The sequence below is a fragment of the Flagellimonas yonaguniensis genome (assembly GCF_029193885.1).
Lineage (GTDB): Bacteria > Bacteroidota > Bacteroidia > Flavobacteriales > Flavobacteriaceae > Flagellimonas > Flagellimonas yonaguniensis.
This window is the reverse complement of record NZ_JARFVB010000020.1, coordinates 1-15,913: the sequence shown is the minus strand read 5'-3', so window position 1 is coordinate 15,913 and position 15,913 is coordinate 1. Positions and strand designations below refer to the sequence as shown.

Below are 15,913 nucleotides of genomic sequence, written 5' to 3'. Positions count from 1 at the left end.
ATAGTGGCAATAATTAGATTTCAAATATTTACCACTTTTTTGTATATTTGGCAAAGTTTTGATACGACAATTATGCCAAAAGTTATAGAAAATAGACTTATAGAAGCATTTAAAGGACGTAGTTCGTTTGATAGGGACGAGCTATTTCAATTCTATTCAGACTTCGAGCCAGACTTGAAGGAAAGCACCTTTAGTTGGCGAATATATGACCTGAAGAAAAAGGACATTATTAAGACTATTGGGCGTGGGCTTTATGTGATTTCATATAAACCAAAATACAAGCCCAATCTAACAGAAAGCATCCTCAAAATAATCCGAAAAACAAATGACAGATATGAGGATATCATATATTGTGTATGGGAAAACCAATGGCTCAATGAATTTACGCAGCACCAGACATCCAATCAAATGATTATTGTGGAAGTGGAAAAAGAATTTACCGAATCACTTTATTATTATCTCAATGATTCTTTGCGTATGGATTTTTTCCTGAATCCAGATGAAAAGGAAATTGAGTTTTATATTTCTGAAAGTACTGTTCCGGTAGTCATAAAACGTCTTGTTACAAGAGCACCAATAAGTAAACTGAGAGACAAAAAAAACACAGTTCCTGTTGCTACACTTGAAAAGATAATGGTGGACTTGTTTGCAGATGAAAACCTATTTCATTTTTACCAAGGTTCAGAACTTGTCAATATATACGAAAAGATTCTAGAACGATACAGTATTAATTTCACAAAACTCTTTAGTTATGCGAAAAGGCGCAAAAAAGAGCAAGAAATAAAGCAATTTATGAATAACCACTTACCATATATTTTAGAGGATATAATCAATGATTGAAAATACAAGTTTTACAAAAGAATGGCTAGATTCTTTCAAAACAAAAAAAGAGCATAGAAATATTAACGTGACCATTCTGGAAAAAATGGTTCACGCGCTTTCCTTGTTAGAACATCTAAAGTTAGCAGGACTCGATTTTGTCTTTAAAGGCGGAACATCCCTTGTACTTTTACTTAAAAGAGGGCAATCGGTTTTCAATAGATATCGATATTATTTCGAGTGTAAAGCGTGAACCATTGGAAACGATTCTTGATGCAGTTGTTGCCAATTCACATTTTAAAAGCCACACTTTAAACGAGCGTCGAAGTTACAAAGAAGGCGTTCCAAAGGCACATTACACTTTTGAATTTGATTCGGTTTATAACCCGAACGTTCCAGGAACGATTCTTCTGGATATTCTTTTTGACAGCGCACACTATCCAGAGCTTATAGAATCCGCAGTTGACATTTCTTGGATATCGATTGCTGAACCTATAACTTCAGTTACCACACCTTCCATAAACGCAATCTGTGGCGACAAGCTTACTGCATTTGCGCCAGAAACAGTTGGTATTCCATATTACAAGGGCGACGGGTTATTTACAATGGAAATTTGTAAGCAATTATTCGATTTAGGCAAGTTGTTTGAGAATATTACAGATATGACAATTGTTAAGGCAAGCTTTTCCGCTTTCGCGAAAGCGGAACTATCCTATCGCAGTTCTGACAAAAATTTCAATAAAAGAAATCTAACAGAAACAGATGTGCTTTGGGATGCCATAAATACCTGTGCGATTCTCGCAAGACGGGAACGAAACTTAACTGATAAAACAAAAACGAAGTTTGCCGATTTGAATTTGGGCATACGCAGTTTCGGTAGTGCATTTTTAATGACAGGAAATTTCAGAATAGAAGAAGCACTCGCTGCTTCCGCCAGAGTAGCTTATTTGAATGCTATATTGTTACAAGATGAGATAATAGAAATCGAATATTACGAAGGACAAGACCTAAGCAAGCTCCCTATTGAAAAAGCAGATTGGACGTTCCTAAACAAAATGAAACGACAACCAGATAAATCTATATTTTATTATTGGTTTAAGGCTGTGGAGCTATTATGAGATAAAATGAATTAATTAAGATTTAATGACACCATCAGAAAAATATGTAGCCAATTTATGTAAGAAATCTTTTTTACCATTTTGGAGCTTCCCAAATCCTTTGGGCAAAAAAGACAAGGAATTATGTGATGTACTTGTTGTTTGTGGTAAAACAATCATTTTAATTTCTGTAAATGACATCAAAGTCTCAAATCACAAAGACAAGACAATTCAATATACAAGATGGGTCAAAAAGGCTGTGGAAGACTCAATTAAACAACTTTATGGAGCAGAAAGATTTTTAAAAAATGTTGACCAAGTAAAATTAAAAAACCGTGTTACAAAAATTACTCTACCAGATAGAAAAAAACGGACTATTTATAGAATCGCAATCGCATTTGGAAGTGATTATGATTTTCCATTACCAATGGGAATGAATAAAAGAGGCTTTGTTCACGTATTCGATGAAAAATCGACTGCAACAATTATTAGTGAACTTGATACTATAACTGATTTCACAAGATATTTAATAGCAAAAGAAAACTTTCTTGTGTCAAACCATCTGTTGCTTCCAGAAGAAACCGATTTTTTTGCGCTTTATATTCAAACTGGTCTTGAATTTGACTTTCCAGTTGACACAATAGCTAGTGATGGTGGATTGTGGGAAAGTTATATTGAGTCCGAAGGTTATGGCGATTGGAAAAAACGTATTGTACCAAGTTTTATCTGGGATTATATGATAACGCAATTACATACGTATCATATTAAAGACGAAACAGACAGTCAAGAACTTCAAGATTTAGAAAATGCAATACGGATAATAAACCAAGAAGATAGAGTACATAGAGCCGAGTTAGGTTTAGCTCTTGACGATGCTATCAATAGGAAGTCAAAAGGAAGAATGTTACTTCCACAGAAAGATGCCAAACATATGTACGTTTTGATGTCTCTAACTCAAAAAAATTGGGACTTAAAGGAAGATGAATTAGAGTTAAGATGCATAGTTGCTCGGTACCTAAATCCCTCTATTAATACGGTCATAGGAATAGGCATTGGGTCGAACGGGAAAGACGATAGCGTGTATGACATTTGTTATCATCACATTCCTGAACTAACTGATGATTTTATTAAGCAAGCTAAAGAAATTCAGCAAGAGCTTGGATATTTTGAAAACCCAAAACAGTCCAGTAATTCAGAATATTCAACAAAGGATTTTAATGGTTTTGGAATCAATTATTAATTTGACTAATCTTCTTCAAATTACCGTTTAGCCCATTCGCTTACATTCCGCGAAAAGCTTCATTTCAGGAAAAGAGCTTCACTACACAAGTCTTGGACACAATCCCCAATTTTAGTTTTCCATTTCGTTAACCCTTTCCGCTATGCTGGGAAGGAACACTTCATTTCCTAACCAAAATTGTGAATCAAGTCCGCTTTTCAACGGAAAGTCATCACTCCGGTTTTCTTAACAGGATTTTCGGCGTGGTCTTCTTGAGTCCTCACTCGAAAATTCTTAAAAACCGAACCGCTGCCTTACACATTTTAAGGTGTTTATAATGGATAAAGCCTTTATTGTTTTTCGGGGCGTCGAAAAACAGGCACGACATAACCAATTCTAATATAAACACAGTTACTTATTTCGCTTAACTGTCGGTACGCTCAAACGCAACTGCGTTTAAAAGAATTGCTAATGCCCTTATGGAACTTGTAAAGACCATACAAGTTTTAGTGAAAAATAATGTTTCTACTTCCTTGAAAACCCAAGGGTTTTACTACGTCGCAAACACACCTGATTTATTCCCGAAAAGTCTTGACAAAACCCACTCTATCCATTGTGCGGTGCACAGAAGAAAAGAACAAACACCCCTTAAAATTTAATTCAGTTTAAATCAAATAGGGGAAATATAAACCAGTCTGTAACAAAGCAGACACAAAACTTTTTATTATGAGTACTATTAAAAATCACGTACAGTTAATTGGAAACGTTGGACAAGAACCAACAATCACAGAACTTGAAAGCGGAAAGGAAGTAGCCCGTTTTTCACTTGCAACGAATGAGTATTACAAGGACAAAGAAGGCAACAAGCAAACGGACACGAATTGGCATACCGTAGTAGCTTGGGGTAAAACTGCTGAAATTGTAGAGAAGTATGTTGTAAAAGGCAAGGAAGTTGGAATATCGGGAAAACTTAAAACCAGAAGTTATACAAATGATGATAACGAACAACGTTATGTTACGGAAGTTGTAGCCGATGAAATTCTATTACTTGGAAGCAAAGTCGACAAGTAAATCTTAAAATAAAGAGGGCGTTCCCGTGAGAAGTTGCGCCCTCTTTTTCATTATTCACTAATTTAAAAAAGCAAAACAATGAAAGCACAAGTTAACGGAATCAAAGAAGGATTGCAACATTTTCACGGAACGGAAATGTTCTATCAAATCCCATTGTTAAGAACACGTGTTACAGACGGTTTAAAATACCTTGCTAACGTGGCAGATTGTTTTTGGCTCATTACGGACACGTCCGTAATCGCAAAAAGTCTGATGAACCGAAGCGAATTTATTACAATCGATTTCAAAAGATTGCCTAAAGAAAAACAGGATTATTCTGGTTATGAAGCCGAGATAACTTACAGCGATGGCAACGACAAAATTTTGGAAAAACACGGTTACAGGGCAACCGATTTTCCACTCGATGAACTGCGGTTATTTTTTGTAAATGATACGCTGATGTTACCGAGCGAATACTAAAATTTTGAAGCGATGATTTATATAAAATTTCAAGATTTGAGCGAGGAAAAACAAGAGGAACTTTTACAGGTTTCGAGAGAACACGTAACACATCTTTATGGGGAATCCATACAAAAATATGTGGAAGAGACTGGTGCAAATTATGAAAACTTGATTGACGAGGAAATGATTAAAAACTTATACACTTATAATTTTGTTTTCAATATGTAGCACCATTAAAATAGAGCATCGAACACCTCTAAAATTTTAGAGGTGTTTTTGTATGCAATTAATATCAAGTCAAAAAAAAGCGTATCTTTATATCGCTGAAATTCAGCATTCAAATTTAAGTAGGGTTATCCACTTTTCGACTTTCGCCGATAACCGTACACATCGAAAAATAACATATCGGAAAATCATTTTCCCTGAAAATGGCAATCGGCTTTTTAGCCGGATTGTATGGATTTTTGTCACGCTTGCGCGTGACGAAAAGGAATAGCAAGAGGGTAACACGCTGCGCGATGTTTCGGATTCCTTTTCGTTTTCAAATAGCTGACTATCAGCGATTTGAATATATTTTAAATTCTTGGCAATCAACGATTTGCGACAAACGGGCTGTAAACGCCCATTTTTAGGGAAGATTTTGCGACAAATCGGCGAAATATGGACTCATTTATTGGAATTAGATTTAAAAAGGAAACCGCAAAACGTTTCCAAACTTTCTCACGCACTTACTTCAAATCGCACACCGAGGCAATGTCCACGATGCTCGATTTTTTCTTCTACAACGAAATATCGCCAAAGGAAAAATTAGGACCAACAGGGCGAACCATCGAAGCAAAACTTTTAAAAAGAATCAATGCAGTTATTGCAATAATGCGAGATGTTGAAAAGACACAGACCAAACCCACGGTGGCGATGATTCAATCCCTTTTTGAAACAGAAGAACCGACCAAAAAACCGCTAATTGTTGAAAAGAAATATGCCAAAGAAAAGAAAGAAGTCCGCTTTTGCGAAAAGCAAAATCCAAGTAATCAGCTATAAATATTTGAACTATGTATATCACAATCACAGCTCAAAAAAGGGGTGGTAATTATAGCCAAAGTTCAGCGGATTTTGTAGGCTATTTAGAGAAAGAAAATGAAGGTTTAGAACAACGAGATATGGAACACTTTTTCAATCAATTTGGTGACGAGATTTCCGCTGAAGAAGTGGTAAAGGAAATCGATGGAAACACCGCAAAATTGAAAAAGAAAGAACCCAAGTTTTATTCGATTACGGTCAGCCCATCGAAGTATGAATTACGAAAACTTCAGAACAATAGCCAAGATTTAAAAACTTACACTCGTGAGCTGATGAAGGATTATGTTGCCAGTTTCAATCGGGAAATAAATGGACGACCTATATCAATCGATGACATAAAGTACTATGCTAAAATTGAACATCAGAGAACATTTAAGGGCACAGATTTTCAGATTAAAGAGAATCAACCTTACGCTTCAAAAATACTTCAGCTCAAAACGGATATCCGAAATATTCAAGAAGGACGAGCCGAAGGGAATATCAAAAAAATGGAAAAGGAAATTGCCAAACTGGAACGCCAAGCGCCACATCAACAAAATGGAAAACGCATTGTCCAGGGAATGCCAAAAGATGGAAACCAAAGTCATATCCATATTATCGTAAGCAGAAAGGATGCTTCAAATTCTATAAGCCTTTCCCCAGGAAGTAAACATAAAGCATCCGAAGTAGAGATGCACGGAAAAAAAGTGAAGCGTGGTTTTGATAGAGATACATTTTTCGCGAAAGCGGAAAAAACCTTCGACAAGACTTTTGGATACAAACGCAACTTTGCCGAGACCTACAAAGCGAGAAAAGATTTTTTGAAGAATCCAAATTTATATTTCGCTGCTTTGATGAAATTACCTGCCAATGAAAAAGCATTGGCTTTTAAAATGATAAGTAAATCAGGATTGCCGATAGTGCCAAGTATTCCAGTTACTCAAACACAAATCGCACTTCGAGTTTTCAAACGGTTAAGACGTGGCGCAGAAGTGGCCATTAACTCAAGTTCCATCGGAATCTAATGAGTATGCAGATAGACAATCTTATAACGACACTTTCAGTTATTGGTTTGGCCAGTACCGTTTTCTATGCAATGTTTCGGATATCAAAATATGCGTTTCTTTTAAATAGCATATTGCTTTCAGTTCTCGTGTTCTATTTGTCCGAAAGAAATGAATTGATATTTATATTACTTTATTTAGTTTGTCCTCAAATGCTAATTAATATAGGGTTGTATGTTTTTCTTCATAAAGCTGAAAAAGAACATAATGGCGATAGAAAGTATCAGGTCAATTTTGCCACGACCAAAGGGAATTTCAAATTGGATAACATCAAACGTGGTGCATCCATCATCGGTTCTGCGGGAAGTGGTAAGACCGAAAGCGTTGTCTATGGATTTCTAAAGCATTTTGAAAAAGAAGGTTTCTGCGGAATTATTCACGACTACAAGGATTTTGAGCTTACCGAAATGGCTTATCCTCTTTTTAAGGATAGAGATATTCCGTTTAAGGTCATTTCCTTCGATAAAATCATCCACAGGGTAAATCCTGTTGCGCCACGTTATTTACAGAACGAGGAAAGCGTAAACGAAGTCTCACGTGTATTAATCGAAAACCTTTTAGAGCAAAGAGAAAGTGGAACTACGGGAACCACAAAATTCTTTAACGATGCTGCAGAAGGATTGATTGGTGGTTTGATTTGGAAACTGAAAACAGACTATCCCAAGTTTTGCACGTTGCCACATTTAATTGCGGTTTATCAATTTCTCGATACTAAGAGTTTGATTCAGTTTCTGGAAACCAACACCACATCAAGAGCGATGGCAGATGCATTTATTAGCGGCAAGGATTCCGAACGTCAGACCGCAGGTGTGAAAAGCACCCTGGCCAATGCGCTAAAACGAATAAGCACACAGCGCATTTTTATGGCACTATCCGCAGACGAAGTGCCATTGAATATCAATAGTGAGGAAAATCCTGCAATCATTTCGGTAGTGAACAATCCAAAATATGAAACCTCTTATTCGCCAGTTATCGCCACAATTATTCACACCATTTCCAAACAAATGAGCGTGCGGAATTCCAGACCGTCGTTCTTGCTGATGGAAGAAGCACCTACGATTCGCCTATTGAATATGCACCGAATTCCGGCAACGCTCAGAAGTTATGACATCGCTACTATTTATGTGATGCAGGACAAAATTCAAAATGATATGATGTATGGCGATAAGGCAAGTAAGGCTATTTTAAGCAATCTATCCTATCAGTTTTTTGGCAAGGTCAACGACCCAGACACGGCAAAGTATTATGAACGCTTTTTTGAAATTATAAAAGACCCTACGAAAAGCATCAGTCGTGGCCATAATCTCGATTTTGATACAAGAATTACCACAGGCGAAAAGGAAATCCCTAAAATTAGAGCAGATGTGTTTTTTAGATTAAGGCAAGGCGAGTTTATAACCTATGCTGATGGGAAGGATAAGAGAGTGCAGTTTAAATTAGCCCGAATTCAAAGGCAACTTCCTGAAGAATCCAAGCAATTTTCTCAGACGGATTTAGCGGCTAATTTTGAGCGGGTTTATGATGAGGCGCGGGCTATTTTTGAGTGATGGAGAAGTATAAATCTTCAAAGCGGAATGACATAATAAGCTTCTTTATACCTAAAAATTTACGTGATATAAGTTTATTTAGTGGCGATATATCTATACCTGCAAGCTGAAAAGTCAACCGCATATTCAAACACATTTGTTTTTAGCCAACGCTAAATCCAACGCTCAAAAAAGCTTAAGTTTCCCACCACTCTTCTCACTGGAACCCAAAAAAAATAACTACATTTGGACAATTATTGTCCTGAATATATTTTCAGGAAAAATATAAGGAAATGAATACGAAACAATCGTTTGGAGAGTACTTGCGGAAATTGAGGGAAGACCAAAATCTTCCGATAAGAAAAGTTGCATCAAAACTTGACATTGACCCATCAACATTGGGGAAAATTGAACGTGGAGAAAGAAGTGCTAATAAAGAAATGCTTCCAGTGTTGGCGGAATTGTTCGGAATTGAGGAAAAAACTCTTGGACTTATTCTTTTTAGCGACAAAGTAGCTTATCAGATTATTGAAGAAGAAAATACCAATGAAATCCTGAAAGTGGCAGAAGAAAAAATTAAATATTTAAAAAATAAGAATCTTAAACAAGGTTCATTGGACTTGAAATAAATATGAACATTAAAGACCTTATTAAAAAATATCATTCGAATAGAGACGCATACCTAAAAGCGGACTACAACGAAACTCAGCTTAGGACTGATTTTCTTGACCCTTTATTTGAAATGCTTGGTTGGGATATTAAAAACTCGACTGGAAAGCCAACTAACGAACGTGAAGTCTTAGTTGAAGAAGGACTAAAAGCAGATGCTAGTTCTAACACAAAAAAGCCTGATTATACTTTTCGACTATTTTCAGAGCGAAAATTCTTTTTAGAAGCCAAAAAACCAAACGTAAAAATTGAAAACGATAACGAACCTGCAAAGCAAATACGTAGATATGGTTTTACCGCAAAACTTAAAATTTCAGTTCTATCAAATTTTGAATATTTGGCAATCTATGATTGCTCACAAAAAGTTGGAAAAGATGATGCAGTAACGAAATCTAGAATCAATCTTTATCACTATACAGAATATGAGTCAGCTTTTGAGGAAATCAAAAAACAACTAAGCAACCAAGCTGTTTATTCTGGAGAATTTGATGAAACTTGGAAAGAAATTGAAGAACAGTTAAAACTTTCAAGTGTAGATGATTTATTCCTTTCCCATATTAACGAATGGCGAATCGTTTTAGGTAAAGAAATTTACTCGCATAAACCTGAACTAAGCATTGAAGAATTAAACGATATTGTACAATCTTATATCAATAGTATCATATTTTTAAGAGTTTGTGAGGACCGAAATTTAGAAACCTATAAAATGCTTTTAAACTTTGCAGAAAATAATGATTTCGCTTCGCTTATCAAAAAATTCAAAGAAGCAGACAAAAAATATAACGCAGGCTTATTTAATCAACCGTTAACCGAAAAAGTAGTTTCTGATAGCTCTTCTGCATTTTGGGAAATCATCAAAGATTTATATTTCCCTGAAAGTACTTATTCCTTTTCAGTTTTTGCTTCGGACATTCTAGGGAACATCTATGAAATATTTCTTGGAGAACAACTAGCTATAGAAAACGGGCAAATTCTCTTAAAAAAGAAACCTGAAAATGTTGATAGAGATATTGTTACAACACCAACTTTTATTATTCAAGATATTTTAAGGCAAACAGTTGTAGAGTATTGCAAAAACAAAAATGATGATGAAATTTTAAATTCTTCATTGGCAGACATTGCTTGTGGTTCAGGAGCATTTTTGCTGGAAACTTATCAATTATTGCAAGATATAATTGTCGATTTCTATTTGGTAAACGACCCCACAAAATTAATTCAGACATCAATAAACACGTATAAACTGCCTTTTTCCCTAAAAAAGAAAGTATTAGAAAGTTGCATTTTTGGAATTGATAAAGATTACAATGCAGTTCAAGCCTGTAAATTTGGTTTACTATTGAAACTTCTTGAAAATGAAGATAATGCAACGATAACAATACCTGCATTACCAACTCTTGACCAAAATATTCAGTTTGGAAACAGTTTAATTGAGACAGCGGAAACAAACAAAAAAAATCAAGATGAAATAAATCCTTTTAATTTTGGCAAAATTCGTTTTGACGTAATTGTAGGCAATCCGCCTTATATGGCAACAGAGCATATGAAAGAGTTTACGCCTCTTGAATTACCCATTTATAAGTCAAAATTTGATTCATCCTACAAACAATTTGATAAATATTTTCTTTTCATTGAAAGAGGTTTAGAACTTCTAAAAGATGGCGGATATTTTGGCTATATCGTACCTAGTAAATTTGCCAAAGTTGGTGCTGGTAAAAAGTTAAGAGAATTACTTGTTGACAACAAAGCGATTCAACAAATAATATCCTTTGGTGCTAATCAAGTTTTCCAAAACAAGACGACATACACTTGCCTTTTAATTCTCAAAAAAGAAAAGCTAGAACAACTCAAATACCTTGAGGTAAACTCAATCAAAAATTGGAAAACAAGAAATATTGGGAAGGAGCATTTTGACGAATTTAAGATGGACTCTTTAGAAGCAGAAGGTTGGGTGCTTTATCCAAGTATTTTAAAACCAATTTATATATCAATCGTTTCACAATCTAAGACATTAGAGGAGCTTATTGGTTCTGAAAATATTTACAATGGAATTCAAACAAGTGCCAATAACGTTTATATCCATTCGATACAAAAAGAAGATAAACACTTTCTTTATTTCAAAAAAGATGGTGTTCAATGGAAAGTTGAGAAAATATTAACTAGACCATATTTCAAGACTTCTAGCGGAGAAGATAATTTATATACTTATCGCCCATTTTTACCAAATTCATTTGTTATTTATCCTTACTTAAAAACCAAAAAGGGAATTGAGTTTGTAGAAATTGATGATTTAAAAGCAAACTATCCAGAAACATATAAGTTTTTAAATCACTACAAGGATAAACTTGATAATGATAAAAGAGACATTAAACCTGAACCTCAGACCAAAAATGAATGGTACAGATATGGCAGACATCAAAGTCTAGACAAATGTGATGTACCTGCGAAAATTATTGTTGGTGTTTTAGCACAAGGCAATAAATATGCAATTGACTACTTCGGTACTTTAATATCATCAGGTGGTACAGCAGGTTATTGTATGATTACATTACCTGATGACTTTCCGTACTCTATTTATTACATTCAAGCTTTATTGAACTCTAAATATCTAGAGTGGTTTTCTGCACTAATTGGAGAAGTATTCAGAGGCGGTTATATCGCACGAGGCACAAAAGTGCTAAAAAAATTACCTATAAGAATCATTGATTTTAAGACTAAATCAGAGAAAAATATTCACGATAAAATCGCAAAAATTCAAAAAGAATTAATTGATGTTCAAGGGAAAATAGATAAAAATAATGGAAATAAAAGAGCCTTAATTCCTTTACAACGTCAGTTCGACAGTTTAAAAACGGAGCTTGACGATACACTTAAAACTTTGTTTAACTTGGGAGAAGCTGATAGCAATATCCCTTTAATTTCTGAAATTTATGCAACTAATTAAAGAAGCATCAAAAGAAAAATTAAGGGGTGGATTCTATACACCTGAACCAATTGCATCATTTGTTTTAAAATGGGCATTTAACGGTAACAAACAACTTGATATTTTAGAACCAAGTTGTGGAGATGGCGTATTTCTTGAAGAAATACAAAAAGGAGATTACGAATATAATTCTGTAACTGCAATAGAATTTGATAAAGTTGAAGCTGAAAAGTCTAAAAAAATTGGCTTGGACAAGACCAACGTTATTAATACCGATTTTCACGATTTCTGCATTAACACCATACAAAAATTTGATTTGGTAGTCGGAAATCCACCTTACATTCGCTACCAATATTTTGACAAAGAACAACAAGAATTTGCTTCACAGATTTTCGACAAAGCCAAACTAAAGTATTCTAAACTAACAAATGCTTGGGTTTCGTTTGTTGTTGGCTCTTCCCTACTTTTAAAAGAAGAAGGGAAAATTGGATTTGTATTGCCAGCCGAAATACTACAAGTTTCGTATGCTCAACCTTTACGAGAGTTTTTAGCTCATTTTTATAATAAAATAAACATTGTTTCTTTTGAAAAGTTGGTATTTCCAGACATTCAACAAGAAGTAGTTCTTTTGTTGTGTGAGAAAAATAACTCTAAAACACATTTAATTGAACATTTAGAATTGAAAGATGCAGAAGAACTTGAAAAACTAGATGTATCAAAATTAAAAAGCCCGAAGAAGAAAATTGATTTCAAATCCAACAAATGGACTTTTTATTTCCTTGAACAAAACGAAATTGACTTTTTAGAAAAGCTTCAAAACGACAAAATAATTCCAAGACTTAAAGAATACGCAAAAGTAGAGGTCGGTATTACAACAGGTTCAAATCCATTTTTCACAGTTCCGCTTTCTATTGTACAATTCTACAATTTAGAAAAGTATGCAAAACCATTAGTTGGTAGAAGTGTTCAAGTTCCAAGTGCGATTTTCACAGAAAAAGATTGGATTAAAAACAGAAACTCGGAAGCACGAACACACTTTTTATCATTTCCAAAAATGGACGAACTAAATGGCTCAATTGGAGCTAGGGATTACATTGCTTGGGGAGAAGAAAATAAAATACACAAAGGTTATAAATGTAGAATACGTGATGAATGGCAAATTGTGCCTTCTCAAAGAATATCAGACGCATTGTTTATTCGGAGAAACAATAAGTATCCAAAATTAATAATTAACGAAGCAGAAGCTTTTACAACGGATACTATGCACAGAGTAACCGTTAAAGAAAAAGCTGACATAAAAGCATTGACTGCTAGTTATTACAATTCTCTATCATTTGCTTTTGCAGAGATTTGTGGAAGAAGTCACGGTGGTGGAGTTTTGGAATTAATGCCTAACGAAGTGGAAAGAATTCTCTTGCCTTACAGCGAAAAAAATTCGGAATTACTGCCGATTATTGACAAAATGATTCGTGAAAAGAAAGACATTTCGGAATTACTGAAAATTACTAACGAAAAAATATTAAAAGAAAATTATGGCTTGACTGATGAAGAAATTGACTTAGCGGATAGTATTTGGAAAAAGCTGTCTAACCGAAGATTGAATAGAGGGAAAAAATAGCCAATGCCAAATTGAGAATTTTTTAACTGAATTGAAAAACTAAAACAAAAATTATTAATGGCAGAATCTGAATTATATTTTTACAAAGGAAACGAAGAAGTTCTAAAGAAAATAAAAGACAAATCAGACGAAAAAAGTGAATCGGCTCTTCTAAATAAAATACAAGATTCTTTCAATAAAGTTCTTGATGGAAAAAACCTGTCCTTTCTTCTGGGTTCTGGCTGTTCCTCTTATCAAATTCAGAATAAAGATGAAGAATGGGAAGAAATAGGTATACCAACAATGGCACCTCTTGCTACAAATTTTTATGCTAACATTCTGATAGAAGATGAACGAAATTGGTTGAAAAACGATGTAAAACTTGATATTACGTCAACCACATTCCAAAACAATTTAGAAACTTTTTTAGGTACGCTTCACAGTCTTATATATTTTTATGAAACCACCAATCAAAATGGAACCGACGAATTTAATAAGGTCAAAGGGATTATAGATAAAGCAAGAAATTTCCTTTTAGAACAATGTCTGAATGAGACTAAACGTAGTAATGAAGACGACATAGATTTAGTAAATCTTTATAAAATGTTTTATCGCAAACTGTTGTACAGAAATGCAAATCTTCCAAAACCAAGCATATTTACAACAAATTATGATTTGTACTCTGAAATCGCACTGGACAGTTTAGGAATACATTACGTAAACGGATTTTCAGGTGGTATAAAAAAATATTTTAATCCAACCATATTTAATTATGCGCTAGCTGAAAAAATGGATTTGTCACAAGGTAAATGGAGTGTTATCGATAATTTCATTTACTTATACAAAATACACGGCTCTATAAACTGGGTTCAGGACGAAGAACAGACAAAACTTTTTAGAGTAAAAGAAATTCAAGAAACAAGTTTAGAAAACCTCAAAAAAAAGGATGTTATAATGATACATCCTACACCACTAAAACAAAATGCGAGTATGGGAAGTCCATATTCAGATTTGTTTAGAGAGTTTCAAAAAAGATTAATGAGAAATAACAACATACTTATTTCTCTTGGATATAGCTTTAGTGACGAGCATATAAACAATCTTATCTATCAAGCATTTACAATACCGTCCTTCCGATTAATCGTATTTGGAGATTTTGAGAAAAGTGATGAAATCAAAAAGCTAAAATCCCTTAATGACCCAAGAATTTGGATTGTAGGTGGTAAGATGGAAAATGGAGAAAGCCTTCATTATTTTAAAGGTTTTATTGAGCAAATATTACCAGACTTAAGCAATGACGAAATTGATGACAAAATCGATAACGCTATAAAAACTCTATTTCCAAGATAATGAATAGAGAAGACAAACAAAGAGTCATTGGCAAAGTTGTAGCAATAAACTCTGACAGATTTACTGTAGAACTATTAAGTGGAATTGACAATTTTAATATTAGTGGATTTGATGATATACATTATTTTGCTCAACTAAACAGCTACGTTGTTCTACCCTATCAAAATTACTTTATTGTATCGGAAGTATCTGGGGTAAGAGAAAAAGAGTTAAATGTACCTTTCAGTAATCCAAAAGAACAAATTTTAAGTAAAAGTACAACTGGTAAGTATTTAGAAATACTTCCTATCGGTACTCTTAAACCAGTTGATGAAAATCCTGATTATTATAAATTTGAATTTGGAGTAAGCGTCTATCCTGCATTATACACAGACGTTCTTTACATAAAAGAGAAAGAGCTTGATGCGATTTTTAATGTTAAAGAACAAATTGAAATAGTTTGCGAAAAACCAAGCGAACACACAGAAAAATGTGATTGTGAAAAAAGACGATATAAAACACTTTCAATTGGTACTTCCACAATATTCCCTGATTATGAAGTTAAAATTGACATAGATAAATTTTTTGCTGGTCATTCTGCTGTCTTAGGAAATACTGGTAGTGGTAAATCTTGCACAATTTCTTCAATTCTTCAGTCAATTTATAAACTATCAAGTCATAGTGCTGTAGGTAGTACGTTCGTTGTTTTTGATGTAAATGGCGAATACAAACAAGCATTTAGCGAAGTATCTGAAAATACAGATATCGAAGTGCAAAATTTCTGTATCGGGAGTTTTGATAAAGATGTAAAAGAATTCACTGGATAAGCCGGGTAAACTGACCCACCTTCGCCGGATGAAACTGACCATGGCAAATGGACTGCCCAGATTTGATCTATCCTTGGGTTAAACTTAGTTTTTATTTTTCAATTTTCTTCTCATTGATTCTCCTTTTATATCTATTCTGTGGGCTGTATATAATTCCCCCCAATATTAGGACAGTAGCTTAAGTTTAATTTTTAACCTTAAATTCACTGTCAAATGAAACGAAGAAAGTTTACATCGGAGTTCAAGTTCAAGGTCGTTTTGGAGGCCCTGAGCGA

Annotated in this window: 14 protein-coding genes; all 14 read left to right on the top strand. The window is 34.2% G+C overall.

Features of this window, described 5'->3' with window-relative positions; translation table 11 throughout:
* The first annotated feature begins 72 nt into the window (after positions 1 to 72).
* Positions 73 to 840 (top strand): DUF6577 family protein, encoded by a 768-nt coding sequence (locus PY092_RS18435; RefSeq protein ID WP_114491762.1) that lies wholly within the window; start codon positions 73 to 75, stop codon positions 838 to 840.
* Between the two features lie 137 nt (positions 841 to 977).
* Entirely contained in the window at positions 978 to 1,937 is a 960-nt protein-coding gene (locus PY092_RS18430) for a nucleotidyl transferase AbiEii/AbiGii toxin family protein (RefSeq protein ID WP_313790240.1), read from the top strand.
* 25 nt (positions 1,938 to 1,962) lie between these two features.
* Positions 1,963 to 3,156, top strand: coding sequence for a hypothetical protein (locus PY092_RS18425; RefSeq protein WP_245933871.1), 1,194 nt, complete (start codon positions 1,963 to 1,965; stop codon positions 3,154 to 3,156).
* A gap of 705 nt (positions 3,157 to 3,861) precedes the next feature.
* Positions 3,862 to 4,206, top strand: a complete 345-nt coding sequence (locus tag PY092_RS18420; protein WP_114491763.1) for a single-stranded DNA-binding protein — start codon at positions 3,862 to 3,864, stop codon at positions 4,204 to 4,206.
* A gap of 78 nt (positions 4,207 to 4,284) precedes the next feature.
* Positions 4,285 to 4,665 carry a DUF6876 family protein gene (locus PY092_RS18415; protein WP_275617232.1) on the top strand — a complete coding sequence of 127 codons (381 nt, stop codon included), beginning with the start codon at positions 4,285 to 4,287 and terminating at the stop codon, positions 4,663 to 4,665.
* 12 nt (positions 4,666 to 4,677) lie between these two features.
* Positions 4,678 to 4,875, top strand: coding sequence for a hypothetical protein (locus PY092_RS18410; RefSeq protein WP_275617231.1), 198 nt, complete (start codon positions 4,678 to 4,680; stop codon positions 4,873 to 4,875).
* 432 nt (positions 4,876 to 5,307) lie between these two features.
* Positions 5,308 to 5,688, top strand: coding sequence for a BfmA/BtgA family mobilization protein (locus PY092_RS18405; RefSeq protein ID WP_275617230.1), 381 nt, complete (start codon positions 5,308 to 5,310; stop codon positions 5,686 to 5,688).
* A gap of 11 nt (positions 5,689 to 5,699) precedes the next feature.
* Positions 5,700 to 6,731: a MobB family relaxase gene (mobB, locus tag PY092_RS18400; protein ID WP_275617229.1), complete on the top strand. Its 1,032-nt coding sequence runs from the start codon at positions 5,700 to 5,702 to the stop codon at positions 6,729 to 6,731.
* Positions 6,732 to 6,736: 5 nt separating this feature from the next.
* On the top strand, positions 6,737 to 8,317 hold the full coding sequence (locus PY092_RS18395) for a type IV secretory system conjugative DNA transfer family protein (RefSeq protein WP_275617228.1): 1,581 nt from the start codon (positions 6,737 to 6,739) through the stop codon (positions 8,315 to 8,317).
* A 272-nt stretch (positions 8,318 to 8,589) separates the two neighbouring features.
* Entirely contained in the window at positions 8,590 to 8,925 is a 336-nt protein-coding gene (locus PY092_RS18390) for a helix-turn-helix domain-containing protein (protein ID WP_121666347.1), read from the top strand.
* A gap of 2 nt (positions 8,926 to 8,927) precedes the next feature.
* Positions 8,928 to 11,906, top strand: a complete 2,979-nt coding sequence (locus PY092_RS18385) for an Eco57I restriction-modification methylase domain-containing protein (RefSeq protein ID WP_275617227.1) — start codon at positions 8,928 to 8,930, stop codon at positions 11,904 to 11,906.
* Positions 11,893 to 13,503, top strand: coding sequence for a class I SAM-dependent methyltransferase (locus PY092_RS18380; RefSeq protein ID WP_275617226.1), 1,611 nt, complete (start codon positions 11,893 to 11,895; stop codon positions 13,501 to 13,503). The genes PY092_RS18385 and PY092_RS18380 overlap by 14 nt, the downstream gene beginning before the upstream one ends.
* 57 nt (positions 13,504 to 13,560) lie before the next feature.
* The gene (locus PY092_RS18375) at positions 13,561 to 14,832 is read left to right on the top strand and encodes an SIR2 family protein (RefSeq protein ID WP_275617225.1); all 1,272 of its coding nucleotides are present in this window, start codon (positions 13,561 to 13,563) and stop codon (positions 14,830 to 14,832) included.
* Positions 14,832 to 15,638, top strand: a complete 807-nt coding sequence (locus PY092_RS18370) for a helicase HerA domain-containing protein (RefSeq protein WP_275617224.1) — start codon at positions 14,832 to 14,834, stop codon at positions 15,636 to 15,638. Before PY092_RS18375 ends, PY092_RS18370 begins: the two co-directional genes overlap by 1 nt.
* Positions 15,639 to 15,913 lie beyond the last annotated feature (275 nt).

Bases quoted from the DNA above. Each gene is read 5' to 3' on its own strand.
- PY092_RS18435 (WP_114491762.1), top strand. From the start codon at position 73: ATGCCAAAAGTTATAGAAAATAGACTTATAGAAGCATTTAAAGGACGT.
- PY092_RS18425 (WP_245933871.1), top strand. From the start codon at position 1,963: ATGACACCATCAGAAAAATATGTAGCCAATTTATGTAAGAAATCTTTT.
- PY092_RS18420 (WP_114491763.1), top strand. From the start codon at position 3,862: ATGAGTACTATTAAAAATCACGTACAGTTAATTGGAAACGTTGGACAA.
- PY092_RS18415 (WP_275617232.1), top strand. From the start codon at position 4,285: ATGAAAGCACAAGTTAACGGAATCAAAGAAGGATTGCAACATTTTCAC.
- PY092_RS18410 (WP_275617231.1), top strand. From the start codon at position 4,678: ATGATTTATATAAAATTTCAAGATTTGAGCGAGGAAAAACAAGAGGAA.
- PY092_RS18405 (WP_275617230.1), top strand. From the start codon at position 5,308: ATGGACTCATTTATTGGAATTAGATTTAAAAAGGAAACCGCAAAACGT.
- mobB (WP_275617229.1), top strand. From the start codon at position 5,700: ATGTATATCACAATCACAGCTCAAAAAAGGGGTGGTAATTATAGCCAA.
- PY092_RS18395 (WP_275617228.1), top strand. From the start codon at position 6,737: ATGCAGATAGACAATCTTATAACGACACTTTCAGTTATTGGTTTGGCC.
- PY092_RS18390 (WP_121666347.1), top strand. From the start codon at position 8,590: ATGAATACGAAACAATCGTTTGGAGAGTACTTGCGGAAATTGAGGGAA.
- PY092_RS18385 (WP_275617227.1), top strand. From the start codon at position 8,928: ATGAACATTAAAGACCTTATTAAAAAATATCATTCGAATAGAGACGCA.
- PY092_RS18380 (WP_275617226.1), top strand. From the start codon at position 11,893: ATGCAACTAATTAAAGAAGCATCAAAAGAAAAATTAAGGGGTGGATTC.
- PY092_RS18375 (WP_275617225.1), top strand. From the start codon at position 13,561: ATGGCAGAATCTGAATTATATTTTTACAAAGGAAACGAAGAAGTTCTA.
- PY092_RS18370 (WP_275617224.1), top strand. From the start codon at position 14,832: ATGAATAGAGAAGACAAACAAAGAGTCATTGGCAAAGTTGTAGCAATA.